25 protein-coding genes are annotated in these 24,533 nt (G+C 57.3%); 9 read left to right on the forward strand and 16 right to left on the reverse strand.

Annotation, left to right across the window (positions count from 1 at the left end):
• Positions 1 to 81 precede the first annotated feature (81 nt).
• The 5 genes from AU11_RS14600 to AU11_RS14620 all read right to left on the reverse strand — a co-directional run bounded on the left by AU11_RS14600 (position 82) and on the right by AU11_RS14620 (position 4,494).
• Positions 82 to 546 (reverse strand): DUF4124 domain-containing protein, encoded by a 465-nt coding sequence (locus tag AU11_RS14600; RefSeq protein WP_197023843.1) that lies wholly within the window; start codon positions 544 to 546, stop codon positions 82 to 84.
• Between the two features lie 42 nt (positions 547 to 588).
• Positions 589 to 2,136 carry a serine protease gene (locus AU11_RS14605; protein ID WP_043320011.1) on the reverse strand — a complete coding sequence of 516 codons (1,548 nt, stop codon included), beginning with the start codon at positions 2,134 to 2,136 and terminating at the stop codon, positions 589 to 591.
• Between the two features lie 341 nt (positions 2,137 to 2,477).
• Entirely contained in the window at positions 2,478 to 2,858 is a 381-nt protein-coding gene (locus tag AU11_RS14610; protein WP_043320012.1) for an RNA-binding S4 domain-containing protein, read from the reverse strand.
• A 231-nt stretch (positions 2,859 to 3,089) separates the two neighbouring features.
• The gene (gene yrfG, locus AU11_RS14615; protein ID WP_043320584.1) at positions 3,090 to 3,746 is read right to left on the reverse strand and encodes a GMP/IMP nucleotidase; all 657 of its coding nucleotides are present in this window, start codon (positions 3,744 to 3,746) and stop codon (positions 3,090 to 3,092) included.
• A 61-nt stretch (positions 3,747 to 3,807) separates the two neighbouring features.
• A complete protein-coding gene (locus AU11_RS14620; protein ID WP_043320585.1) occupies positions 3,808 to 4,494 on the reverse strand; it encodes a lysoplasmalogenase in 687 nt (228 codons plus the stop codon).
• A gap of 173 nt (positions 4,495 to 4,667) precedes the next feature.
• Between AU11_RS14620 and cysK the strand changes: the two genes are divergently transcribed.
• From cysK to AU11_RS14645, 5 genes are all read left to right on the forward strand, one after another.
• Positions 4,668 to 5,585, forward strand: coding sequence for a cysteine synthase A (gene cysK / locus AU11_RS14625; protein WP_043320013.1), 918 nt, complete (start codon positions 4,668 to 4,670; stop codon positions 5,583 to 5,585).
• A gap of 287 nt (positions 5,586 to 5,872) precedes the next feature.
• Positions 5,873 to 6,709: a 3'(2'),5'-bisphosphate nucleotidase CysQ gene (gene cysQ, locus AU11_RS14630; protein ID WP_043320014.1), complete on the forward strand. Its 837-nt coding sequence runs from the start codon at positions 5,873 to 5,875 to the stop codon at positions 6,707 to 6,709.
• A 158-nt stretch (positions 6,710 to 6,867) separates the two neighbouring features.
• A complete protein-coding gene (locus tag AU11_RS14635) occupies positions 6,868 to 7,134 on the forward strand; it encodes a hypothetical protein (protein ID WP_043320015.1) in 267 nt (88 codons plus the stop codon).
• A gap of 159 nt (positions 7,135 to 7,293) precedes the next feature.
• Positions 7,294 to 7,569, forward strand: a complete 276-nt coding sequence (locus tag AU11_RS14640; protein WP_043320016.1) for a type II toxin-antitoxin system HicB family antitoxin — start codon at positions 7,294 to 7,296, stop codon at positions 7,567 to 7,569.
• A 91-nt stretch (positions 7,570 to 7,660) separates the two neighbouring features.
• Positions 7,661 to 8,257 carry an outer membrane protein gene (locus AU11_RS14645; protein WP_043320017.1) on the forward strand — a complete coding sequence of 199 codons (597 nt, stop codon included), beginning with the start codon at positions 7,661 to 7,663 and terminating at the stop codon, positions 8,255 to 8,257.
• A gap of 56 nt (positions 8,258 to 8,313) precedes the next feature.
• Here AU11_RS14645 and AU11_RS14650 read toward each other — a convergent pair whose 3' ends face one another.
• Complete coding sequence (locus AU11_RS14650; RefSeq protein ID WP_051687281.1) at positions 8,314 to 9,390, reverse strand: hypothetical protein; 1,077 nt, start codon at positions 9,388 to 9,390, stop codon at positions 8,314 to 8,316.
• 216 nt (positions 9,391 to 9,606) lie between these two features.
• Here AU11_RS14650 and AU11_RS14655 point away from each other — a divergent pair, with 216 nt between their 5' ends.
• Genes AU11_RS14655 through AU11_RS14670 form a run of 4 tightly spaced genes read left to right on the forward strand, consistent with a single transcriptional unit; the run spans position 9,607 to position 13,134 of the window.
• Positions 9,607 to 11,007: a YjgN family protein gene (locus AU11_RS14655; protein WP_043320018.1), complete on the forward strand. Its 1,401-nt coding sequence runs from the start codon at positions 9,607 to 9,609 to the stop codon at positions 11,005 to 11,007.
• A gap of 14 nt (positions 11,008 to 11,021) precedes the next feature.
• Positions 11,022 to 12,101, forward strand: coding sequence for a M48 family metallopeptidase (locus tag AU11_RS14660; protein ID WP_043320019.1), 1,080 nt, complete (start codon positions 11,022 to 11,024; stop codon positions 12,099 to 12,101).
• Between the two features lie 17 nt (positions 12,102 to 12,118).
• Positions 12,119 to 12,742, forward strand: a complete 624-nt coding sequence (locus AU11_RS14665) for a DUF2939 domain-containing protein (RefSeq protein ID WP_043320020.1) — start codon at positions 12,119 to 12,121, stop codon at positions 12,740 to 12,742.
• A 2-nt stretch (positions 12,743 to 12,744) separates the two neighbouring features.
• Positions 12,745 to 13,134, forward strand: coding sequence for a DUF2237 family protein (locus AU11_RS14670; protein ID WP_197023844.1), 390 nt, complete (start codon positions 12,745 to 12,747; stop codon positions 13,132 to 13,134).
• Positions 13,135 to 13,429: 295 nt separating this feature from the next.
• Here the strand turns inward: AU11_RS14670 and AU11_RS17850 are convergent, their stop codons facing one another.
• The 10 genes from AU11_RS17850 to AU11_RS14725 form a co-directional block, all read right to left on the reverse strand.
• A complete protein-coding gene (locus AU11_RS17850) occupies positions 13,430 to 14,227 on the reverse strand; it encodes a response regulator transcription factor (RefSeq protein ID WP_051687282.1) in 798 nt (265 codons plus the stop codon).
• A gap of 200 nt (positions 14,228 to 14,427) precedes the next feature.
• The gene (locus AU11_RS14685) at positions 14,428 to 15,225 is read right to left on the reverse strand and encodes a LuxR C-terminal-related transcriptional regulator (protein ID WP_043320022.1); all 798 of its coding nucleotides are present in this window, start codon (positions 15,223 to 15,225) and stop codon (positions 14,428 to 14,430) included.
• Positions 15,226 to 15,515: 290 nt separating this feature from the next.
• Positions 15,516 to 16,553 carry an AgmX/PglI C-terminal domain-containing protein gene (locus tag AU11_RS14690; protein WP_043320023.1) on the reverse strand — a complete coding sequence of 346 codons (1,038 nt, stop codon included), beginning with the start codon at positions 16,551 to 16,553 and terminating at the stop codon, positions 15,516 to 15,518.
• A 12-nt stretch (positions 16,554 to 16,565) separates the two neighbouring features.
• On the reverse strand, positions 16,566 to 17,087 hold the full coding sequence (locus AU11_RS14695) for a biopolymer transporter ExbD (protein WP_043320024.1): 522 nt from the start codon (positions 17,085 to 17,087) through the stop codon (positions 16,566 to 16,568).
• Positions 17,084 to 17,635 (reverse strand): biopolymer transporter ExbD, encoded by a 552-nt coding sequence (locus AU11_RS14700; protein WP_043320025.1) that lies wholly within the window; start codon positions 17,633 to 17,635, stop codon positions 17,084 to 17,086. The genes AU11_RS14695 and AU11_RS14700 overlap by 4 nt, the downstream gene beginning before the upstream one ends.
• A 54-nt stretch (positions 17,636 to 17,689) precedes the next feature.
• Positions 17,690 to 18,379, reverse strand: coding sequence for a MotA/TolQ/ExbB proton channel family protein (locus AU11_RS14705; RefSeq protein WP_043320026.1), 690 nt, complete (start codon positions 18,377 to 18,379; stop codon positions 17,690 to 17,692).
• A gap of 118 nt (positions 18,380 to 18,497) precedes the next feature.
• Positions 18,498 to 18,779 carry a hypothetical protein gene (locus AU11_RS14710; protein WP_156035338.1) on the reverse strand — a complete coding sequence of 94 codons (282 nt, stop codon included), beginning with the start codon at positions 18,777 to 18,779 and terminating at the stop codon, positions 18,498 to 18,500.
• A 3-nt stretch (positions 18,780 to 18,782) separates the two neighbouring features.
• Complete coding sequence (locus tag AU11_RS14715; RefSeq protein ID WP_051687283.1) at positions 18,783 to 19,442, reverse strand: tetratricopeptide repeat protein; 660 nt, start codon at positions 19,440 to 19,442, stop codon at positions 18,783 to 18,785.
• Positions 19,429 to 22,344 carry a tetratricopeptide repeat protein gene (locus AU11_RS14720; protein WP_043320028.1) on the reverse strand — a complete coding sequence of 972 codons (2,916 nt, stop codon included), beginning with the start codon at positions 22,342 to 22,344 and terminating at the stop codon, positions 19,429 to 19,431. The genes AU11_RS14715 and AU11_RS14720 overlap by 14 nt, the downstream gene beginning before the upstream one ends.
• A complete protein-coding gene (locus AU11_RS14725; protein ID WP_156035340.1) occupies positions 22,341 to 24,524 on the reverse strand; it encodes a hypothetical protein in 2,184 nt (727 codons plus the stop codon). Before AU11_RS14725 ends, AU11_RS14720 begins: the two co-directional genes overlap by 4 nt.
• Positions 24,525 to 24,533 lie beyond the last annotated feature (9 nt).

Here is a 24,533-nt window from a genome sequence, read left to right on the forward strand (position 1 = left end):
CGCTATCTATCGTGGGGGGAGGCGATTTTAGGGGCAGCCCGCCAGAATTGCGATAGCCTTCCATGTTAGTGCGAGTGGCGGCTAGCCGCACAGGCGGCGAATCTGCGCCTCCAGTTTGCGCGCTTCAATGACCCGCTGTCGCTCACTGATGGTGGATTCCTTGCCCTCCGCATCCACGAAGTACACCGGGCCCTGTAGGATGGACAACTGCTTGCGCGCACGCTGACAGGCAATTTGTTGCTGTCGCAACTGGTTGACCTGCTCGGTTTGCTTGCGCGCCACGTATTCCTGTTCTATCTCATTACCGCGGCGGTGGTCGGGGAAATCCTGACGATGGGTGGGGGCTGCGCTGTTGACCGGCTTCAGCTGGCCACTGAGGGGCTCGGCCTTGGCCTCTACGGGTGGGCGATCACCGAAATGGACCTTGCCGTCCTTGTCGACCCAGCGGTAGAGCTCAGCGGCCAGGGTCGATTGACTGCAAAGTGCCGCCAATATTGTCGCGTCGCGTACCAGCCGGGTTAGCACTGATCGTCGTCGTTGCATCATTTCCGCCATTCCATCTCTACGCATTTCGGTGAGTCTGTTTATTTACTGGATTTGGCCGAGCTCCGTCTCGCCGGTCCCTGACGGCTCGTGTTCTGCCAGGGTGCCGAACAGGCCGAGGGAGTGACGCTCCGGAATCTGGTAAGTCTGCAGGATCAGCGGTTGCTGTTCCTTCGCCGCTGCGCTGTCCAGCACCATGCGGTAGCCGGCACCGTCTTTCAGCTCGATGTATTCGCTCTCACTGGTTTCCATCAGCTGCGCGAACTGCTGGAAGTCGCGAATTTTCTCGCCGTTGACCGATTCGATAATCCAGTTCTTCCAGTCGTGGTAACCGAGATTTACCGGCGCCGGTAACACCTTTAACGCTACCACCAGCTCCCGTTGTTCGGGGCTCGACCACTGGTTGCGCGAGTAGAGGTATTCGATGGGTGCCTTGGAGTGCCAGTTGCCCCCCCAGCGTTTGATCAGGTTCATATTCAGCGGCACAAAGACCACGCCGCCATAGATGTAATACCGCGGGCGCTGGTCGAACTTTTCGCCCTGTACCAGAGAGCGGGATGGAGGCGTGGCGGCGAGGGTGATTTTTTTGTTGTAGATCTTGCCATCGCGGGCAAAGCGCACCGGCAGCTGATCGCCCACGTGGTACTGATCCACCGCGTAGTGATAGTTGGTGCGCTGGTGTTCGCGCCACTCGATGGTGCGATCGGCGGCGATATTGAAACCGTCCACCTGTAACAGGACGTCGCCGGGTTTGAGTACCTGGGCGGCCGGCGCATCCTCAAACACCCGCACCACCAGCGCGCCCTCCTGATCCGGTGCCAGGCCGGCGGCGGCTTTCATGGAGGGGCTCTCCAGGCTCTGGGTCACTGCGCCCAGCTCCGGAAAGCCCTGGTGCACACCGTCTTTGGCGTCTTCAAGTACATGGTTGATCACGCTCGGCGGCACGAAGTAGCCCAGGTTTTCGGCGCCGTTACTGTTATTGGTCTGCATGGCGACGCCAACGATCTTGCCGTTGGAGATCACCGGGCCACCGCTGTTGCCGGGGTTGATGGCGGCGTCGATCTGGCCGGCCATCAGGTAGCTTTCGGCGTGGGCGTAATACTGGTGTTCCACCCGGGATAGCACGCCGCGAGTGATGGACAGGGATTTGCCGCCGATGGGGTAGCCGTAGACCGTGACCTCTTCCTGCAGCTCGGGAAGGCTGCCAAAGGTGAGTGCACGGGTGTCCTCGAAGAAGGCTTCGTCGTCGACGGTGAGCAGTGCGAGATCGGCGTCGTGGGAGACAAATTTGACCCGTGCGCGAAATTTCTGCGCGTCGCCGTGGCGCTGTACCTGGATAAAGCTACCGTTGGCGATAACGTGGGCATTGGTAAGGATTTGCTTACCTTTGATCACGGCGCCGGAGCCGGACAGTTGCTGAGCGTTGAGCAGGGCCCAGGGGTTGAAGTAGTCGGGGGCGGCGGCGGTGGTGTAGATCTTGATGATCGAGCGCTTGAGCTGCTCCCGCTCACGGCTGTCGGCGTGGACGAGTTGGGAGAAGCAGAGAATCAGCAGGCCCAGTTTGAACAGGCAGGGTTTCAGCAGGTGTTTCATTGCGGCGTCGAGTCTTGATTATTTGTGGGTCTGGGCCAGTTTAGCACTTTGGCGGGTTTGTGCTCTGTTGTCGGGTTGTGGGGTTCGTTCTTTTGGGGCTGTGTGGCGGCCGGGCGTCGGGTACAGGTTTTCAGGACCGCTGCGAGTACATCCATGTACGCTGCGTCGCAAACGTCCCTGTTTGCGACGCTCCTGAAAACCTGTACCCGACGCCCGGCCTTAGCATTTAGCTTCCGTACTTCGTAGCGTCTGGATCCCGGATCGAGTCCGGGATGACAGTGCGTGGACGAATCGTCATGCCGGGTTTGACCCGGCATCCAGTGGGGGTGGCAGGGAGTGCGTTAGTCTTGCGACTCCCGCAGGAACCTGTGGATCTGCCGGCGCTGTTTCTTGTTCGGGCGCTCGTGGGAAATATTTGCGTTATTCGCCTTGCGATCCGCCGCAAACTGTTCGCGCTTGGCAATACTGTCTTCGGTCTCCCGATACAATGTCTGTGCGATATCCGCACCACGGCGCTGGTCTGAAAGTACAAGTACCTCCACCACTTTTTCATCCCAACCTTGGCGAATGGTCAGCAGTGTGCCGGTGGCAATTTCCTTACTGGCTTTCACCCGCTGCCCTTCCGCATGCACCTTGCCGCCTTCAATTGCCTGCTTGGCAATGCTGCGGGTTTTAAAAAATCGCGCGGCCCAAAGCCACTTATCAATACGTACTTTTTCCATCAAAAATTACTACGAAGTAAAACTGTCAAATGCGAAGGGCGGGTGCTGGGTGGCGCTTTCCAGGAGCGTCGCAAACAGGGCCGAAGGCGCCGCGTTGAAGCGGCCGGGTACTTTGCGACGCAGCGCCCAGGGATGGGTTAACAGGGGGGCGCCTAGCTCGGTCCTGGAAAGCGCCACCCAGTGCCAGGCCGCCACCACAGGTAATAAAGAACTTTAAAAAACTGGAAAGTACTAAGAAGCCCGAAGAATCTCATCAAAATCATGAATCGCCGGAAACTCGGTAATCTCCCGAACCGGGCTTTTACTGTCAGGCTGGCGGATACAAAGCAGGTGCTCGATGCCATATTCCTGCGCCGCACCCAGTACATGCAGGTTGTCATCTACAAACAACGTGCGCGCCGGATCAAACGGCTGGCGCTCCTGCAGGGAATGCCAGAACAGAGTGCTCTCTTTCGCATGACCCAGGTCGTGGGAGGACACAATCTCATCCAACCACTGATCAATACCGGTAATTTCCAGCTTGTGACTCAGGCCATCAGGGTGCGCATTGGTCACCAACAGAGTGCGCTTCTTCATCGTGCGCAGGCTGCGCAGGAAATTGTCCGTGTGCGGGCGCAGCGCGATCCGATCCTCAATCTCACGGTAAATCGCCGGCACATCCAGCTTCAACACATCCGACCAATACTGCAGGCAGTACCAGTCCAGGGTGCCCCGCAACTCATCGGTCATGCGGATCACCAGCGCCTGCGCCTCAAGCACAGAAATACCATTCGCCTCTGCATAGCGCAGGGGCAGATGCTCCATCCAGAAGTGATTGTCGTAATGCAGATCCAGCAGGGTGCCGTCCATATCCAACAGCACCGTATCGATTCGGCTCCAGTCCAGCATATCCACCCTAACCCGCGGGGAGCACCCGCGGCTGATCAAAAATTGGTCGGCTATTATGCCCTCAAGCTTCCGGGCGCGCCAACTCCGCGCGAATCAACCCGGTAACCAGCAGAGCCTGTGCGCCGTAATAGGTCAGCATGATCCATGTGCCAGCCAGAGGAATCGGATCTACAAAGCGGTTCAGAGCAATCAGCGCATCGGAAACCATAAAAGTCACCGCGCCGGCAAACAGCAGTGAAGAGCCACTGCGGTGCGCTGCTGCTGACAGCGCCATAAATACAATGGCCACAATGTAGAGGACTACCGGCAGTCCGAGTTCGCCTGCACCGGGGAGTACCTGCCGGGCCAGCAGGAGTGCGGCCAGCACAATGGCAGCGCCGCGCAACGCAAATCTGCGACTATCCAGTCGCGGGTTGCGCAGAAAGTTACCGGCGTAGGTCAGCTGGGCCAGCAGAAAGGCCCCCAGGCCAAATACAAAGTGATTGTCGAAAGGGACGGCCAGCAGAACATCGCCGATCGCAGACAAGATGAGTGCAGCCAATGTAAGTGTCCGGGTGGCGCCGCGGAGCGCGCCCGCGGCCAGCCAGCAGAGCGCGGTGATGGGTACGATTTTCAGTGCTGCCATCCATAGGGCGCTTGTGCCCAGCGTATCCAGAGTCATATAAACCAGAGCACCAGTGCTAAACACGAGCGTGGGGAACGGTTTGAGTCCGCTGACTGACTGGGATTGCATCGCTATCGTCGACATGGGCTTCTCCATCATTTTTATATTTGCTGCTTTGGGGAGTATTCTTGCCCGAGTATTCGCGAATCTGCTGCGCCGTACAATCCACTGCGCGGTGACATTTTCGACCACGAATTCCATTTTCTGTTTTCAGGTTCGAACACGCCAATCCCTTTTGTCCATTCAAGGAGTGACAGATGAAGGCCAATAATATTCTCGAAACCATCGGCAACACGCCCCACGTACGCATCAACCATCTCTTTCGCGACGACATCGAGGTGTGGATGAAAGTGGAGCGCTTCAATCCAGGCAGCAGTATCAAGGACCGGATTGCTCTCGGAATGATCGAGGATGCGGAGAAATCCGGGGCGCTGCAGCCAGGTGGCGTGATCGTGGAGCCGACGTCCGGCAATACCGGTATCGGCCTGGCGATGGTGGCAGCGGTAAAGGGTTATCGCCTGATTCTGACCATGCCGGAGTCCATGTCGGTGGAGCGGCGCAAGATCATGAAGGCGATGGGGGCGGAGTTGGTACTCACCCCGAAGGAAAACGGTATGCCCGGGGCCATTGCGATGGCGGAGGAAATCCTCTCCCAGCATGAAAACAGCTGGATGCCGCAACAGTTCAAGAATCCGGCGAATGTGACGGCGCACAAGAATACGACGGCGCGAGAGATTCTGGCGGATTTTCCCGAGGGGTTGGATTTTCTGATTACCGGGGTGGGTACCGGCGGGCATATTACCGGTTGTGCGCAGGTGCTGAAGGAGTCGATGGCGAATCTGCAGGTGTTGGCGGTGGAGCCGGAGAAGTCGCAGGTGATTGCCGGTGGTGAGAAGGGGATGCACCGCCTGCAGGGCATCGGCGCGGGTTTTGTGCCGGAGGTGCTGGATAAAGAGGCGCTGGATGGCACCATCGGGGTGAGTGAGGAGGACAGCTTTGAAATGGCGCGGCAGTGTGCGTTGAAGGAGGGGATCTTTATCGGGATTTCATCCGGGGCGTCGCTGGCGGCGCTGAAGAAGCGGGAGAAGGATCTGGATGCCGGCAGCCGGGTGCTGGTGTTCAGCTATGACACTGGTGAGCGCTACCTGTCCATCGAAGACCTCTTCTCGGCGTAATCGCCCTTCTCTATAGCTGCACGGCTATTCCAATCCAGGCCAGCGCGGGATCAACCCACAAATCCCGCCCTGGCCTGCGTATAATCCCACCTTTCTTTTTTCGGGGCGCCGGCCACTTGAGTGGCGGTGGTGCTACCGGGTACAGCCTTGCGAGACACGCCGTAAACCCATCCCTGGGGGCTCTGCACCGCCATCCATGGCGGTGAAGGTCTCGCACGGCTATACCCGCTATCACCACCTTCCCGTCGACCCAAGTGGTATTCGAATAAATTTCTATCGGGGGAATCATGGAAAACGTAGTAAGCAGGGAACTGCTGGATCAGGTCATCGCCATTTCAGTAGAAGCGGGCGAGGCGATTCTGGAGGTGTACAACGCCAGCGGTGAGCTGGAGGTGGATACCAAGTCCGATGATTCTCCGGTAACCGCCGCGGATCTGGCGGCACACAAGATTCTGGCGCCGGCGCTGGCGAAGCTGCTGGATGGGGTGCCGGTGCTGTCTGAAGAGGGCGAGATGCCGTCTTATGATGTGCGCGGTCAGTGGGATCGCTACTGGATTATCGATCCGCTGGATGGCACCAAGGAGTTTATCCGCCGAAACGGCGAGTTCACGGTGAATGTGGCGCTGATCGAGAATGGTGAGCCGGTGCTGGGAGTGGTGCATGTGCCGGTGCTGGATATTACCTATGCGGGCGCCAGGTCCCTGGGAGCGATCAAGCGGGATGCATCCGGTGAGAAGGTGATCGCAGTGCGGGCGATGCAACCGCGTCTGGAGGCGAAGCAGCCGATCGAGGTGGTGGCGAGCCGCAGTCACGGTGCCGGTGCGGTGGATGCGCTGCTGGAGCGCATCGAGGGTGCGCTGGGTGAGACCGGGCTTAAGAACATGGGCAGCTCGTTGAAGCTGTGCTTGGTTGCAGAAGGTGCGGCGGACCTGTATCCGCGTCTGGCGTTAACCTGTGAGTGGGATACCGCGGCGGCACAGGCGGTAGTGGAAGCGGCCGGTGGCGTGGTGGTAGACGATAAGTTCGAGCTGTTGCGTTACAACCAGAAAGAAGAATTGCTCAATCCGTTCTTCTATGTGATTGGTGACCCGTCTTTTGATTGGAAAACCCTTTTGCTGGGTTGATGCTATGACCTGCCGGTCCACGGGGCAGTTGCACGGCTGCCCCCTCAGACCGCCGCGTGGCGTCCGGTAAAATGCGCGGTTCTGGTCTAGGCTTAACCTTATTACTCGCCTGCCGCCGTTGTTTTTAACGACACCTGTCTGTTGAGCGCAACAAGCAAATGCTGGCAGTCGGTTCCATCCACCTGCTCTATCCAATACAGGGATTGGGAGGTAAAGCCATGGCCTGTGCCCGCGCTGCCCATGTGAACGTCAACGAAACCGAAACCCGTCATCTGCGCCAGCGACTGCAGGTGGAGATTACCTGGCTGTCACGGCAGCTGCAGGATCTGCAGACTGCGGATCAGCTGCCGGACCATTCGCTGCAACAGACCTACCGGGAAATGATCTTTTCCCGTCGCGCACTTCTCGGGCGTATCCCCCGCTGATTTCGTCCTTTCCAGGAAAGTTTTTCTTCTCCGGTTGTGAATTCCGCAATTTTTACCGCGTGCGTCGCGCATTTAATTTCTTTGCTGAGAATTTTGTTCAAGTCTGAACAATTGGGTCTACGCTTGGTGGGATAAAAGTTAACTTAAAAGAGAAAGCCCATGCGTTATCCGGTTGTGGTCCACAATATTGAATTCGCCGGTTACGGTGCCATCGCACCCGACCTGCCGCATTGCCACTGCCACGGAGATTCGCTGGAAGCTGCACTGCAGAAAATGGCGGAAACGATCGCCGGCCGGCTCGATGAGATTCAGGACGCTGGCGATGCGCCGCCGGAGCCCGGCGACCTGGAAAAACTGCGGAAAAATCCTGCGTTTGCCGGCGGTGTCTGGGCAATCATCGATATCGAGCAGAACGCCTTCAGCCCTCGCTCCTGAATCGCACACAATCGTAATACGGATTTTAGTAAGTATGCGCAGATGCCGCAGACAAGCGGATCTCTGCGCGGTTAAACAGGGAAGTCAAATAATGAAAGCACTGGTATTTCTTCTGGCTTTGTTCGCCTCGGCTCTGGCCTCCAACAGCGCGCTGGCGCAGTGGAACAACCCTATCGATGGATACTGTAACGGCGAATACCACATCGTCGGCACCGTTGGCCTCGGTGTGGGTGAGCTGCAGATCAACGACGAGCAGGACTTTGCCGGGTATGCCAGTATCGGAGTTACCCCCGATGCGGGTATCTGGCAGGTAGAGCTCCGTTACACGGGTTTTGACGATGGCAGTGTGTCGGTAGACCAGTGGGGTATCGGTGCCAAGGTAGACTTCACCGTTAGCTGTGATGTGCAGTGTCTTTACTGGATGGTCGGCTGGAACTACGGCGAGTTTGATGTGGATTCCATCGAGCGTCGCGGGCTGATTTATGATCTCGACGATAACGCGGATGACAATTACTGGAATGCCGGTGTCGGCTACCGCTACAACTGGACCAAGGATTTCAACACGTCCATCGAGTACAACTATAACGACGTTGACACCAAGTTTTATTACTACGACGGCGTCGACGATGTGCGCTTCGACCTCGGCCACCTGCGCACCCTCACGGTCAATTTCAGCTACCGTTTCTGAGCGCAGGCGCCTGAAAGCGGCCCCGGTGGCAAGTACATCGGGCCCCTCTCCAATCTTCAGAGTGCGTAGGACAGACTCATATTGAGGCCGTCATCGCGCCCCAGCTGATAGCCGTTGTAGTGCGCGGACACACTGCTCGTCCACTCTACGCCCAGTCGCACGCCGGCAAAAGGCCCCGACTGCGGCACCAGGTTTGCTCCGAGTGCAGCATCGACAAACTCTCCGCCGTAATTCCCCTGCAGGTCCGACGGGCTGGCGTGATTGTGAGGGCCATTGTAGTGGCCATTGATGTCGTGCTGCTTGGTGTAGCCCAGGCGTGCGGAAACGCTCACCCAGTCCGCCAGTCGGTAGGCACTCCAGGCGGTGGCACCATAGCGCTCCCCGAAACTGAAACCGGAATCATTTTCGTCCTGCAGGGGTAGTCGGGCACTGGTCTGGGCTCCCCAGCTGAGCCGCTCGTGACCGCCGGTATAGGTAAGTGAAGGCATCAGATCCCAAGTGCCGCTTCCCAACTGCATACCGTAATGCACGTAAGTGCCATCTGCATTTTTCAAATTGACGTCGCCGGTGGGTGCGCTGACACCCAGTGTGCCGTGAAGCTTGTAGTTGCCGGTGTCTGCAAGGCGAAACAGCCCGGCGAACACGGTATCGCCGGTGCCATGGCTGTGACTGGCGTGCATGGTCATATCATGATTCATACCACCCATCGCATTCATGGCGTCCATACCTCCGGTATGGTCGTGCCCGGTACCTGTCATTGCCATGGTCATATCCATACTCATGGTCTGGGGCATGAACATCAGGGTCAGGCTGTCGCTGACCGCGTACATGATGTCGAGCATATGCATTTCCATGGTCATGCCTGTGGGCACCATGGCGTAGCCCGCGTGCCCCGCCGCCGCGGTGCTGGTCTTTTGCGAACCGGAATACAGCCCAGAGAAGGTCTCGCGCATGTAACGGTAACCGAGCATCCACTCCCCCTGCCGATGCAGATGATCCGCCATGATACCTGCTGGTGCGTGACTCTCGGGCAGATACACAGGCAGCGTGCTGTCATGGCTTAGCGCCGGCATACTGCCGATGGCAAGCGCGAGAGGGGGCAAACAGGGGAAAAGTTTCCCGAAACGATTCATTGGTGATTCCTTGTTATAGGGGGTCGTGTGCACCCGCGGTCCGTGTAAACGGCCCTGGGGCAAAAAAGGCTACCAGCGGCATTGCCGGACGGAAGCGACTGCGACGATATGCCCCACCCTGGTGACATCGGCAGCAGCGCGTAGGTGACCATCGTCACTTGTGGCATCATGGCTGTGCGAATGCAAAAAACAAAAGAATCGAACAAGGATTGATCAGTGAACGATAAATACAATATTGAAATTACCGGTGAAGCGGTTGGGGGGAAAAGCCAGCAGGAAGCCGTTGCGGCGCTGGCCCGCTACGCCGGAATCAGCGAAGAGCGCGCCCGGGAGATGTTTGCCAACGCGCCAACCGTGGTTAAGCGTGAGATTCCCGAGGACCTCGCCGAGCGTTACGAGCGCAAGCTGGCGGATCTCGGTATCGGTGCGCGGCGTGCGGTTGCCAGTGTGCGCGAAGAGGCCCTGGCACTGGAGCCGATGGAAGCTGGCGAAGATGCGTCCGACGAGGTGACCAGCGCGGCATCATCGACCTCTTCTGCCCGCCAGGCTGTGGAGACGCCGACACCAGAGGCCAGCCAGGTACCCCCCGCCGGTGGCAGTGGGGGTGGCGAAACGGAAGGCAAGCGCCATATCGGTTTCGTGTTTTCCGGAAATGGCTACGAGTACTTCAAGATCTGGATCGTGAATATCCTGCTAACCATTGTAACCCTGGGCCTCTATGCGCCCTGGGCGAAGGTCCGCAACGCTCAGTACTTTTACGGCAATACCAGTCTGGAGAATGCCAGCTTTGCCTTTACCGCCGACCCGAAAAAGATGCTTATTGGTCGCCTGATCGCCATTGGGTTACTGGTCGCATTTATGGCGATTTACAACGTATCACCGGTGGCGGGGCTGATTCTCAGCCTTGGGCTGATTTTTGTCTTCCCGTGGGTACTGAACCGGACCTTTGCGTTCTACGCGCGCAATAGTACTTACCGCAATATCCGCTTCCGGTTTGTGGGCCGCTACACCGATGCGCTGGTAAATTATCTCGGCTGGCCGATCCTGGCTACGCTGAGCCTTGGTCTGCTGTCACCGTTTATGATCTTTAAGCAAAAGCAGTACGTGATTGATAATCATCGCTACGGCAATAAAAGCTTTGCGTTCCGTGCCAAGGTAGGAGATTTTTACGGACTGGTATTTATCGCCATCGGTATTGGTCTCGCAGGGTTGATTGCGGGATCCCTGGTGGGGGTGGTGCTGGCACTGATCTATGCGCCGCTGGGTATTCTTTCCGGTGTTGCCGCCCTGGCTGGTTACGCGGTGGGTATCCTGTACTTCGTGACCAATATGCAGAACCTTATTTTCAACAGCACCAGCCTGGCCGACAACGATTTCAAGGCGCGTTACCAGATGAAATCCTACGGTCTGCTGATGGTGACCAACTTTCTGATGACCATCGTTACGCTTGGGCTTTTCATCCCCTGGGCCAAGGTGCGCGTTGCACACTACGCGGCCGAACATACCGCACTCAATGTTACGCAGGATCTGGATAAATTCGCGGCGATCAGCCAGCCGGATGAATCCGCCTTCGGTGAAGAGTTTGGCGATGTGTTTGATATGGAAGTGGGAATCTAACTGCACCGATCATCATGCAATACATCATCAAAGGAAAGTGGCAGGACGGCGCAACCAGCGCCGTTTTGCCTGCGGAGCTGCGCTGCCTCGAAGGGCGGGTTTACCTCTCTGTTGACGGTCAGGAGTTAAGACGTGCACCGCACAGTGAATTGAAGCTGTCTGCAAAACTCGGCCGTACACCGCGCTACCTCCACTTTGCCGGGCAGTCAGGTCAGTTTGAGAGTGAAGATCACGAGCATCTGGATCGCTTGAGCAGTGACCTGGGTGGCCGCGGATTCGCATTCATCCATCGGCTGGAAAACCATCTTGGTATGGTGGTGTTGGCTACGGTGGTCGTGGCAGCACTCATTTGGGGGTATTTCACCTGGGGTGTCCCGGTTGGCAGTAAGGTCCTGGCTGAACGGCTTCCCGCAGATCTGCTGAATCGGTCTGCCCAGGAGACCCTGAAATTTCTCGAGGAATTTCAGCTCGAGGAAACTACCCTGAGTGCACAGCGGCAGCAGGAAATTCGCGATACCTTCCAAGGGTTTGCCCCGGACTATCCGATCGAAAAACTGCGTTTTTATGGCGGTGGTGATCAGGGGGCGAATGCCTTTGCTCTGCCCGATGGCACGATCATATTTACCGATGAAATCATAGCCCTGGCGGATACCGATGAAGAGTTGTTGGCGGTGTTTGGGCACGAGCTTGGGCATGTGGCGCACCGCCACTCGCTTAGGCACGTAATTCAGGGCTCGGCGATCTCCCTGACATTGGCCTTGATTACCGGTGAAGTGTCCGCATTGGGAGATCTGTTGCTGACCGCGCCCGTGGTATTTACCCAGCTATCCTATTCCCGTCAGTTTGAGCTGGAGTCTGACGACTACGCGGTGCAGATGCTGCGGGAACGCGGCCACTCCCCGCAAGCGCTGGCGGATATGCTGACCAAGCTTTACCAGAATAAGCGCTGTGAAATGGACAGTGGTTGTAACAATGAGGACGTGGCAGATCACGACGTGGATCCAGCCGCGGAGCGAGAGGGCGAGTGGCTGAAGTATCTCAGTACTCACCCTCACCTTGAAGAACGCATCTCGCTTACCCGGGATCGCGATTAGATGTGAGAGCTGTGCAGATGACCGGAAAATGGCTGCTGCGTATTGGGCTGGTGCTGCTCTTTCTGGCAATGGTGTACGCCGCCCTGCCCTGGTATTCCGCACGTCAGTTAATTGAAGCGGCGCAGCATAATGATGCCGCCAAAATTGAGCGCTACGTGGATTTCCCAGTCCTGCGAGGCAATATTCGTCAGCGCTTGCAGGAAGAAATGCATCGATCCCTGGGAGACGATGTGCCCCCGCAGCTGGGGGAGCTGTTCAACGCGGGCGCAGACCTGTTTCTTGGGCCATTGCTCGAGCGCGTGATCAGTCCGGAGGGAATCACCCAATTGATACAGGGCCAGCGTGACTGGCGAGAGTTCGAGCGTGAACTAGGTAGCCTTGGTACAGGGAAGCGTAGGTCACAGGGTGCTGAAAAACCTCCGGTTCAATCCGGGCGCGGCGTTGCAGATGATAGCGACGGCACTGAGCACGATCACCATTGGCATATGGAACACTGGTACTTTAGCGGTCTCAGCACAGTGGAGGTCATCTGTGGCAATGGTGATAATAATGAGTTGGTGCAGCTGCAACTACAGCGCAGAGGCCTGCGCTGGCAGCTGGTCGATATCCAGAAAATTGATGATCTTACCGGGGGAGAATAAGTATGGCCGTTACCCTGCAAATGCATGAATCACTCAACGTGTTTGGGGATCCGCTTATTCCTTGCAGTACTGACCCGCTGACAGGTTTCTTTCGCGACGGTTGTTGTAACACCAACGACCAGGACCTGGGCTCTCACACTGTCTGTGTGGAGGTGACCCGCGAATTTTTAAAGTTTTCTGCAGAGCGCGGCAATGATCTGAGTACGCCGGTGGAAGAGTTTGGTTTTCCCGGGCTGACACCCGGCGACCGCTGGTGTCTGTGTGCCGCTCGCTGGCTGGAGGCGCAAAAAGCAGAAAAAGCGCCCCGTGTCCATCTGCAGCGTACGCATATGCGTGCCCTGAAAATTGTACCGTTGGAAGTATTGCGACAATATGCGGCAGATTTGAACTGACGGTGAATACGCGGTCGACCGGTAATAAAACCGCGGTGGAATCACTACGATAAAAAAGAAAAGTGCTCTGGAGCAAGCTTTCCCGGCTTGCCCAGAGCCAGCCTTGCGGCCACAACCAACTCACAGGATGAAAATTTGTTGGTGAGCGCGATATCCGTATCTGGCGCGGGCATCGGTAGGCGCCCGTCCTGCTCAGTAATCAGAATGCGCGCAAGCGGACGCTTGGGCAATAGCCCCTAGGGGCCTAAATACTGCTGACCCTTCACTTTCTCTGACCGTAATACCGCGCCGGGTTTCAGATCAGTCCTTCACTGACACTCTTGGAAACCAGCTGGCCGGTTGTCTTGCAGTCGGACTTTTTTAGAATATTTTTCCGGTGATTTTTGACCGTGTGTGGCGATATGTTTAGCAGGCGCCCGATATCTGCACTTGTTTTTCCATCCGCCAGCAGGCGCACAATTTCCATTTCCCGCTGGGTAAACAACGATGGTGATGAGGTAATACACGGTTGTGGATTATTAAGCACATCAATATTGAGGTAGCTCTCGCCCCCAAACAGGTTCAGCAGCGAGAGTGTGTAGTTACTGCCGCTGGCAAGGTGGGAAATATCGGTGTGAATACCGAGTGTCCGTGCCACACCGAAATGTTCGTCGGTATCCAGTATGATTGCCTGGTGATTGAACAATCGGTAACTGCCATCGGCCACCCGCATACGCCCGCTGTAGGAAATCTTGTAGTTCTTCACCTGATCCATACCGATTTCGTTTTTCAGGATCGACAGGGCAGTTTCCTCTGCTTTTGCGGCGAATGGAATGTCATCCGGGTGTCCGCGCTCGATCAATGATTGAATTGTCGCGGTCTGCGGGTCGAGTCCCAGTATCGATTGGATAGAAGGACTCACCAGCATGGGTTTGTCGAGGTTTAGGAAGTCGAGAACATAGTAATAGCAGGCGCCGCTGCTGAAAGTGGTGGCAATAAACTGATCGAGCTCGTATCGCTGCTGAGTGACATTCCGTTTGGCGAAAAAGCCTGGAATGTTGTGCCATGCCCGATAAATCAGGTTGTTGCCCGCGTCGAGCGTCTTGAGGCCCATGAATACTTCCTTGTTATTATCGTGCGTGACCGCCGCCTGCAGTTTCGTGATCTATTTCCCGAGATCCGTTTATAGCAAATACGCAGTGCCCGGCACAGATTTCATTAGGCGGTCGTGAAGGAACTTTGTGGCTGGCAAGCCAGTTTTGGTTTCAGGTTGGCAGATTATCCAGCTTAAACACCAATGTCCCCGAGCGCGATTCAAATCAAGCCTTCGATGGCACAGCTGGCCAGTAGCTGGCTCATGTTCTGGCAGCCCGCTTTTTTCAATATACGTTTGCGGTGATTTTTGATCGTATATTCGGAGAGTGAGAGCGCTTCTCCGATCTGGGCACTAGTCAACCCTTTCGAGACCAGTTGAATCACGGATATCTCACGCTCGGTAAATACCGGTTTATCCCGATCCACTTTCTGCGGGTGATTGTCCACATCGATATTCAGATAGGAGGGCTCCCCATTCATACCGATCAGCGACAGTCGATAGTTGTTTTCCGTGGTTAGGTGTGAAATATCGGTGTGGACATTCAGGGCTTTCCCAATACCGCCCTCGTCGTCGGTATTGAGGACGATGGACTGGTGATTGAACAGTCGGTACTCACCGGTTTTGACTCGAAAGCGAAAGCAGTACGAAAACTTGTAGTCGGTTATTTTATCCATGCCCACGCGCTGCTGCATGACCCGGATGGCGGTGGACTCAGCGTTGGCCACAAACGCCATGTCGTCCGGGTGTATCAGTGCAAGCACATCCTGGAACGTCATGGTCGCGATGTTCAGGTCGTGAATCTGCTCGACCTGTGGGCTAACGTAGAGTAGCTCCAGGTCAAAGAGGTCGAATATATAGTGATAGTGCGGGCCGTTGCTGAACACCCGGCTGACCATCTCATCCACCTGCAACTTCGCCAGCTCGGTCTTATTTTTCGCAAACAGTGCGTTGCGCTGGTCCCATACGCTGGTCAACATGTCGCCACTCGACTTCTGTACTTTTGTTTCACTGGCCACCAGGGCGCTTCCTTTGTGATGAGTGTCACATTTATCGTGAGACACTTGTACCAGAAGTTTATCTGATGGCGCAAATGTATTTGCTGGTCATTTTGTGAAAATCAGCACTCCATGAAGGATAGACAGGAAAGTCTGGCCGGATGGGCTGGGCAAGCTGGGTAAATAAAGTACCGCGTGTCCCGGTGTATTTTACAGGGGCTCATCAATAGGGGTGTGGGGAAAGTGACCGCAAAGGAGGTCCGCTGCAGAGACCACCTGTTCCCGGTGGCCAATGACAGCGGTACCCTTGCTCAGGAAGGCAGGAAGTCGATCGAGTAGTTCAATGTGGATTTCTCCACATTGGCGGAGCCAAAATTGATCAGTCGGATACGTGCTAGCAGTTTGCGTTCAAGATCCGGGTCGCCCAGCTCACTGCTCACCAGACTTACGCCGGAGATAACACCATTGGGCTCGATCACCAGTTTTACCGTCACCTTACCGGCCAGTGTCGGGTCCCGGCGCAAGGCCCGGTTGTAGATAGCGAAGATTGCCCCTTTATTGGCTTCCATTACCTGACGGATGGATTCCTCACCGCGGGTACCGCGCTCGCGACGGGCTTCCTTGCTGCTGGACTTGGCGGCCACCTGGGCTTCCGCCACTTCTACCTGGGTAGTCTGGCGTCCGGACAATGCCGAACCACCGGTATTGCGGCTCAGTTGGCCGGTATTGATACCACCACTGGCAGCCTTGGATTTATCGGTAATCAGCGAGCGGTCGATTTTTTGCGCGTTGGCCGCACCGCTGGCCAGGGAGTTGGCATTGGCCACCTGGGATACGTCGAGGCTATCGCGCATGTCCATCAGGTCGTCCTGCAGCTGCATCAGCCCACTATTGGCTGCTTTTTCCCGCGCCTTCGCGACCTCTTCTGCCGGGGCCTTTTCCGTTAGCGGTTTGGGCTTGACGGTTTTGATCGGTTCGGGCTTGGGTTTTGGTTTCTCGACCGGTTTGGGCTCTACTTTTTTAACCTCTTTGGGTTTTTCGATTTTTTTCTCAACCGGCTTCGGTTTGGGTTTTTCCACCGGCTTGGGCAATTCCTTTTTCTCCAGGATTACCCGGGCCAGCTGCGGCGGTAGCTGCTCTTTCTGCTCGCGGGTGAGCTCGGGAGCTGGAATGAACGTGAACAGCGCACCGAGTACCACAAACGCGGCAAAACCGGATTTGAGGAACTTGATAAAGCGCTGGTCTTCTTCTTCGGTAGAGGCCCACGGCAGAGTGGAGTTGTAGTAATGCCACGGCATAAGCGCCGGACGATTGGCTGTCTGTGTGGTGCTGAGAGAGGCGCTGGTCATCGATTACCTCCCTTATTGACCGGCGGCCGGGCCGGCCGGATCTTGCGGCGACGTCTGGGTTACGGCGAGATCGATGTCCCGGTAATCCGCCGCCGCGCAGGTGTTCATGATCTGCTTGAGCAGTGCGTAGGGAACTTCCTCGTCGCCGAGGATGGTCACCGGGCGACCCAATGCGACCTTATCTTCCGGCAGGGGCTCGGCGCGGCTGGCGAGGTATTTCAATTCATTCAGTAGTGGCTCGATCTGATCCCCGTTACTGGGGATATCCGCCACTTTCGCAATCATGCGGTTGCCCACTATCAGCTGGTCACCATTCACCCGCACCACGGTTGTGGTTTCCGGCTTCTGGGTGGAAGTGGATTCCGGCAGAGTGATGGTCTTGTCTGCCTGCAATACTTCCACATCAGAGGAGTTCACCAGCAGGAAAAATACCAGAATGGTGAAAATATCCATCAGCGAAACCAGGTTGAGTTTCGTTTCTTTATGCCGGCGCGTCTTGCGCCCTTTCAGCTTGCCGCCGATCGTCGCTTTCATAGTCCGTTGCCTGCCAGCTGTTCATCTTGCCCCTGGCCGCTCTGGGCCACGCCTCCCTGGGGTGCATCGCCCAGGGAGATCTGTGGGAACAGTTCCGCGTCCACTACCGATGCCGCCACCACGGCGCGGAAGGAGCGTGCGGTATCCATGGCGCTCACCAGGGTGCGGTAGGGAGTGCCGGGTTCCGAGAGAATAACCAGGTCTTTCTTGTCGATATCCTTATCCCGCAGCGCGCGCTTGATCTCCTGCAGCACATCCGACACCAGCTTCAAGTCCGGCTTGCCGTCCCGGTTGGGAATGCGCTTTACGCGAACCCCCGCCGGATAGTTGATGTCGATGTACTCGGCGCGCAGCACCATTTCCAGTTGCCGGTTTTCTTTCTGCTCTTCCACACTGGCATCACTCAATCCCGGAAGGTTGAGGTTCAGCACGGAGATATGGGAAAACACCATATTCAGAAGCAATACCGGGACCAGAACGGTCATCAGGCTCATAAATGAGGTGATGTCCAGATCCGGGTCGGTTTCCAGCCTGCGTCGGATAGCCATGGCTCTCTCTTGGTCTAGTTCTTAACGTTTACGATTGTTGCGTCTTCGGTGGCGTTAGGCCGGTGCGCCGGCTTTGGCGGCGGGACGCGCTGCGGATGCTTCCGCTTTCTGACTGCGGGTCAGGGTAATCAGGTTAAGAAACTTCACGCCGGCCATTTCCAGGCTGTCGATGATCTCGTTGGTCTTGTTCTGCAGCATGGAGTAGGCCAGCAGCAGCGGGATCGCGGAGATCAGACCGAAGGCGGTGGTGTTCATCGCCACGGAAATACTGGAAGACAGCATGCTGGCTTTCTCAGAAGGGTCCGCATTGGCCACCGCGGTAAACGCCGCGATCAGACCGATAATGGTACCCAGCAGGCCCAACAGGGTGGCGATGTTGGCCAGGGTGGCCAGATAGTTGGTGCGCTTTTCCAGGCGCGGCACGGCTTCAAGGATACTCTCTTCAATGGCCATGGCGATGTTCTCGTCCTTGCGCGCATGCTGGGCGGTGCTGATGCCGGCGGCAACGAGCTGGCCCATAGGTGCCGGCTCGTTCTGGGCAAACTTCAGCGCCGCGGCGAAGTTGCGCTGCTGCATCATCGGCAGAATCTGGCCGTAGGCGCGACGGTTGGCGAGCTTGGCGCGGGACAGGAATACCCAGCGCTCGATCACCAGCACCACACCGATCACCAGTACCAGTGCGATGGGATACATGAAAGTGCCGCCGTTCTGAAAGAAGCGCAGCAGTGTATTGAAAAACTCCATGGTCAAATCTCCGGGACGTAAAGATTCTTATCTAGTAATGAAAAAGGGTTGTGTTGAGTTCATTCACTTCCGCGGTGCTGTTATGGCAGGCCCCGCAGGTCAGAAACTGGTTGATATTTTACTCTTCGGTGTTTTCCACCTTGAGTAACTTTATTTCCCGATGCAGCTCCGAGTATTCCTGATGTTGGAAGCTGTGGGAAATGGCATTGGGCAGTGTGCTCTCGATTTTTTCCAGGCTGGCGGCCTGTTTCCACGGAATGATATACAGCACTTTGGGTTGCTCCTGACTGCCCACGATAGTGGACTCCAGTGTGATCACTTCTCCGCTTTCCTGCTGCCCCTGAGCGGCAGAGTTAAACAGCAGTGAGAGCAGCGCTGCGGAAATCATCGGCAATCTCATGGGCTACAGTCTCCGCTCCAGATCCATAATCCACCCCGCCAATACCCGGTCCGCTTCCGCTTCCAGTGCCCTGGCTTCGCGATAGTGATGCAAGGCCCGTTCCGGTTGGTGCAGATAGAGGTCAAATAAAATACCCAGGTTGCGGTGGCCCATGGCGAAGTCCGGCCATTGCTGTAGGGCGTTTTCATAGGCTTGCTGTGCTTCGTCAAAGCGACCCAGGTCGCGCAGCAGGACGCCGAGGGAGTTCCACGCGAACACATTTTTTGGGTTGGCGGTCACCGCTTGCCGCAGGCTCGCTTCGGCCTGCTCCGGCTGCTCCAGTTTCAACTGGACCTTGGCCAGGTTTAGCCAGGCCCCAGAAAGCTGCGGCCACTGGGTGACGACCTGCTGGAGCTCGGTTTCCGCCGCGCCAAACTGCTGTTGTTCGAAGTACCCGCGAGCGTTTGCCAGAGCCTGCTGCGCAGCCCCTGGTACGCTGGCGGCTTCCGCAAGATAGGGGTTGGGGGTGGCAACACGCTGGGGTATTTCCCCCTCGGCGACCGGCTCAGCATCGATGCCCGAGGTATCTGACCCCGTGGGGTTCCCGGCGCAGGCGCTGAGCAGTAGCGCGGCAATGGTTGCCAGAGCATAGCTGCTGAGTTGGTTCTGGTTAATAGGCCGCATCGCTCCACTCCACAGTTGATTCCGGTTTGCGATAACGGGCGGGCAACAGATTCTCCAGCGACGAGAAACTGCTTTTGATCCACTCGTCGTAGACGCCGTCAGCGGTACGCTTCACATTGGCTTCGTGCAGCTCGATGGCTTTTTCCTCGAAGGGGTAAGCCTGTTCTTCCAGCAGGATTTCGTACTGCTCCAGTTCCAGCGGGTTGAGTCCGTTGGGTCGCTGGGAGTCCATCAGATCGCGACTCAACTGACGATAGATTTCGGCCAGCCGGAAATTCGCCGCGGTAGTGAATTCGGCAATACCGAAGTCGAGTACTTTCTTGTACGCGGTTACGGTGGTTTCCATCGCCTGCTTTTTGTTGCGCAAGCTTTGTTTCAACGGCAGGGTCAGAGCCAGCTGTTCAAAGCGGGCGAAGCTCTGGCCGGCCAGATCGTTCTGAGCAAAGGCGGCGAGATAACGGCCGCGGGGTTCGGAAACCTTGTTGCTCGCCAGACTATTCAGCCACTGATTGCGCTCGCGCTGGTTTCCGGATTTTTCATACAGGGACACCAGCTGGTATTGCGCTTCCAGATTCTGTAGCGCCGGCTGGCGCCAGTCACGCGCGTACTGGCGGTAAGCATCGATCGCGCGGCTGCGATTACCCGACTGCTCGAACTGTTCTGCTGCGAGGTACAGAGAGTCGCGACGCACGTTCGGGTCGGGGTCGTTCTGCGCAAGTGCCATCAGTTCGCTGGCCGCGGCTTCCGGCATATCCATACCCTGATAAATCACTACCGCTTTTGCAGTGAGGGTCGGGGTCAGTCTGTGCTGAGGATAATGTGTGCGGAAGTCCTGCAGTTCGGCCTGGGCCTGCGGCCAGCGCTGCAGGCGGATCAACTGGTTGATCGCATCGTATTGTGCGGTGGCGGCGATGGGTGAACGACCGCTTTCCCGTACTCGTAGTAATAGCGCAATGGCTTCCTCGGTAGGCGCCACAAACTCCATGTTGTCAGTGGTCAGGTGTACCTGCTTGAGAATTACCTCCGCCTGCTTGTAGATAGACGACTGTAGGCGGTCTCGGGTGTTGAGGTACTCCGGATCGTCCGATGCCATACCGGCGAGCAGCTGCTCGTAGGCCAGTTCTGCGGCCGGATAATTTTCCGTTTCGAATTGGCTGTGGCCCAACAGCAGCAGGATGCTGCGGCGCTGTTCCGGGGTGGGCGGTGGCTGCCACGCTGCGGCCTTGATGGCGGCGTCGATGGTTTCCTGGTGGCGATACTGGTCAAACAGATTGCGTGCGGCATCCAGCTGCACCGGTAAGGCGCGAGGGTCCTGTGGCCAGCTGTCGGCAAAACGCAGGCTTGTTTCGGTTTTCAGGTCCAGCCACAGGTTGGCCTGTTCCGCATTGTTCTGCACTTTCTTTTCGGCGTCGTGCACCCGCCCCGCCATAAGGATCGCGGCGTAGCCCGCCTCGGTGGCCTGGCGCGGATTCGGTTGTGGCGCGGGTTCGCTTTCGGTGGCAAAGCCCCAGGCCACGCGGCGGTAGGCATTGAATGCCTGTGCATACTGTCCGGATTCGTTGAGACTTTCCGCCATCAGGAAAGTAAGCTCCGGGGTTTTGTCATCACCGGGGAAAGTATCAATAAATTCGCCATAAAGTGCGGCGGCGGCAATAAATGCCTCGCGGGATTGCCGCTGTGCCTGGGCTGCCACCTTTCCGCGATTGCGGGGATCGGATGCCTCTTTGGCCAGTGCCTGGGCGCGGGCGTGGTCGAAGCGGGCCAGTTCTTCCAGCCAGGGTTTTAACTGATTTTTAAGCAGGCCCCGTTGCTGGTCGTCGGCATTTTCCCAATAGGCGCTGCGGCTGCCGTAGCGGGTAACGAATGTGCGCTTGGCCGGAATGACCTCGCTGGGAAAGTTGCCCTGCTGCAGGATTTCCACCGCCCGCGCGTGCATGCCCGGGGCCTTGAAGCTCTGTGGGTACTGATCTGCATAGGCGAGAAAGGTTTCCGCACCGTCGCGATAGCGTTCACTTTCGGCATACCAGTCGCCAAGGGCGCGATACAGTAAGTGATGATAGGTGCGTGGTCGCTCATCGACGACAAAGGACTCGATGACCTCGGCGCCGCCCAGGTAATTGAACCCCAGTGCCAGCACTCGCAGGGTGTCGTCCGCAAGGCGACGCTCACCCTTTTCCAGTTCGCCCAGAAAGCGTGTTTGCCCGTTTGTTTCTCCAAGCAGGTCGTCCATCAGTGTCAGGAAGGTCTCACTGGCGGCTTTGTAGCGGGCGTCCTTGAACTGACTCCAACCGAGCATATAGCGGGCGTTACGTGCAAATGGTGTATCACCCTGTGCGAGAACATCGCTGAAATCACGTTCCGCAGCGCGATACTGCTTGCGACCAAAGGCCGCTTCGCCGCGCCGAAACAGCGCCTCGGCGATAAATGGTGAATCCGGGTTGCGCTGGACGATCTGTTCCAGTGCGTCCAGGGCGCCGGGATTGTTGCCATCCAGCGAGCGTGCACGGGCCAGGCGATAGGCCAGATAATCGTCGTCTGCTGAGGTCTGCAACAGCGCTTCGTAGTGGCGCACCGCTTCCGCGTAAGCCACCGCCATTTCCGGGTTGTCTGCCTGTAGCTGCTCCAGTCGTTCCATTTCCAGATCCGCCAGGCGCAGCTGTATCTGGCGGCGGGTCTGCGGATTCTGCTGTGCAGCCAGGGCGCGCTCGTAGCTGTCGATCAGGGCCGGCAGTGCCAGTTTGGGCATTTCCACCAGTGGTTCGGGTGGCAGTGCCGCTGGCGGCAGGTCCGCGAGGGTTTTGCTTTTATCCACGTAACCGGCGCAGCCACCCAGGGCGATGCTGGCGCTTATTGCGAGGGTCAACAGGTGCCTGCGAGGTGGCCGTGAAAAAGTAGCACTCACGATTCCGGCTCTCCTGGCTGGGCAGTTGGTTCTGATTCCTGGTCCGGTTCAGCGGGGTTTTCGGGGTTCGGGGACTCGTCCGTTGAAGAACCGGAACGGGCATCGGGTTCGCGTTCAGTTTCGCCCGGGGTGAGCGTATCGGTGGCTGCAGGCTCTTCGGTACTGCTCCCAGGAGTTGCTTCAGGATTGGGAGGGTCACCGGGGAGATCCTCGGTGCGATCTTCGGGCCGATCATAGTGCCCCTGCATGGCCGCATCCTGAATGCGTGCGATGGCCAGCCGGGTGTGGGCCATGTACTGCTCTACCCGCCCGCGGGTCTTATTCAGGGCGCTGCGCAGATCGGCGCGGATCTGGTTTTCGATAACCGCACTGGCGCGGTCAATAGCGCTGCGCTGTTGATCAATGCGCAGGCCCGCGTCTTCGACACTACCGGCCAGCAAATTGAGTTGCGGGGCTTCGGCAGAAATGCGAGCCACGTTACGCTGGTTGCGCGCCGCGTCTACCAATTGGGCTTGCAGAGCATCGATAGCCTTGCGCTTCTGCCACAGGTTCTGATGGTATTCCTCAGAAGCCTGCCACTGCAGAATGCCCCGTGCTCGCGCCAGGGTTTGTTGCTGATAGTTGCTGGTCTTGCCGGCCGCACTCAATTTTTCGTATCGGGTTTCCGCGTCGCGCAACATTTGCAGGAATTCTGCGTGTTCGCTATCGGAAGCGGCGAACATGGCCAGCCCATCTTTATCGGCCTCTACCCGCGCCAGCGAGGCCTGCAGTTTTTCCAGCTGCTGCTCGGCAATCTGTACCTGCTGATCGTACTGGGCACTGTCGTGCTCACGTACGATCGCTAGGCGACGCTGCTCACGTTCGTCAATCAGGGTATGGAATTCCGGCAGTCGTTGCTGCCAGCGATCCAGCACTCGCCGCAACTGTTGCAGATCGCGCAATTCGGACAACTGCAATTGCAGGCGGTCACTTTGCATTATCTGCAACAGATAATGCTGGTTCATACGAATCAGTGCCGGTGTCTCAGCATCCTCGAGCCAGCCGTATCGCTGCAGGTCGATGCGTTCGTCCCCGTCGATTTCCGCAAACTGCAGTTGACCGGCGGCCCCTGTCAGTTTGTGCAGATCATCGAGTGCGCGCTGGTACTGTTGCTCGGCATTTTGATAACTTCGCAGTGCGAGCTTCGGCCGGTCCAGCGCTTCGTAGGTATAGGGTAGGGCCAGCAAGGCTTCCTGTACCTGTGGTAGTAGCGGGTTCTGGCGAATCAGATAACCCAGGGCATCCACTGCCTGTGTGTGAGCGGCGCCGTTTACGGAGGCCCAACCCAGGCCGAGCAGTGCGTCCGGGGACCAGGGGGTGTCCAATCTCACCCGGCGAAATTCTTCCGCTGCGGCCGCGTAATCACCCTGCAGGGTAAAGGCGTATCCGGCACCAATGCGGGCCTTGTCGCGCAGAATGTACAGTTCCTCGCGCAGTTCATCCGCCAGATCCTTGTCGAGGGTGACGCTATCGACCAGATCTGCGGCGCGCTGGTACTCTTCTGCTGCTGCAGGGAAGTATTCATCGCGGGCAAAGGCGGCGGCCAGGTTATTGTGGCCGAGTACCCTTTCCGCCACTGGCAGATCAGCCAGGCGCAGGAGTTGCGCGGCCTGGCTGAGGTCACCGTTGCGAATGGCGAGATTAAGAGTGAGGGTGGTCTGGTGGATTGCGCCGGATTTTTCCAGCTGCAGGGCCGCCGTGTCCCAGTTCTGGTGTCGGTAGTTCAGTTCCGCCAGTTTCAGCCAGGCAATTTCCCGAAAGCGCTCGATCTGCTGCTGATTTTCTTCATCCGCGGCTTTCTGTAACTGCTGCTCGAACAGGTCTGCAGCCTGACGCTCCAGACCGAATGCCAGACTGATACCGCCGCGGATTAATTCTGCATTATCCGCGTGATGAGAAATTCCCCCGCGCAGGTCTGACACCATGAGGGTGCTCAGCGCATCAAAGGTGTTGCCCTGAAAGTAGTGATACAGGGCAGCGCCGTAACGCATGTCCTGTGCCTGCTGGAACTTCTCCCGGGGCTTTCCTTCGGGTGACTCGGCACCCGGTATTGTCTCCGCGGGCGTGTCTTCCGCCGCGCAGGGAACAGCGCCGGCAATCAATCCGGTCAGCGCGAGCGCCACGGTAGTATTTTTAAACACAACAGACCC

Source organism: Microbulbifer sp. HZ11 (genome assembly GCF_000708675.1).
Classification (GTDB): Bacteria; Pseudomonadota; Gammaproteobacteria; order Pseudomonadales; family Cellvibrionaceae; genus Microbulbifer.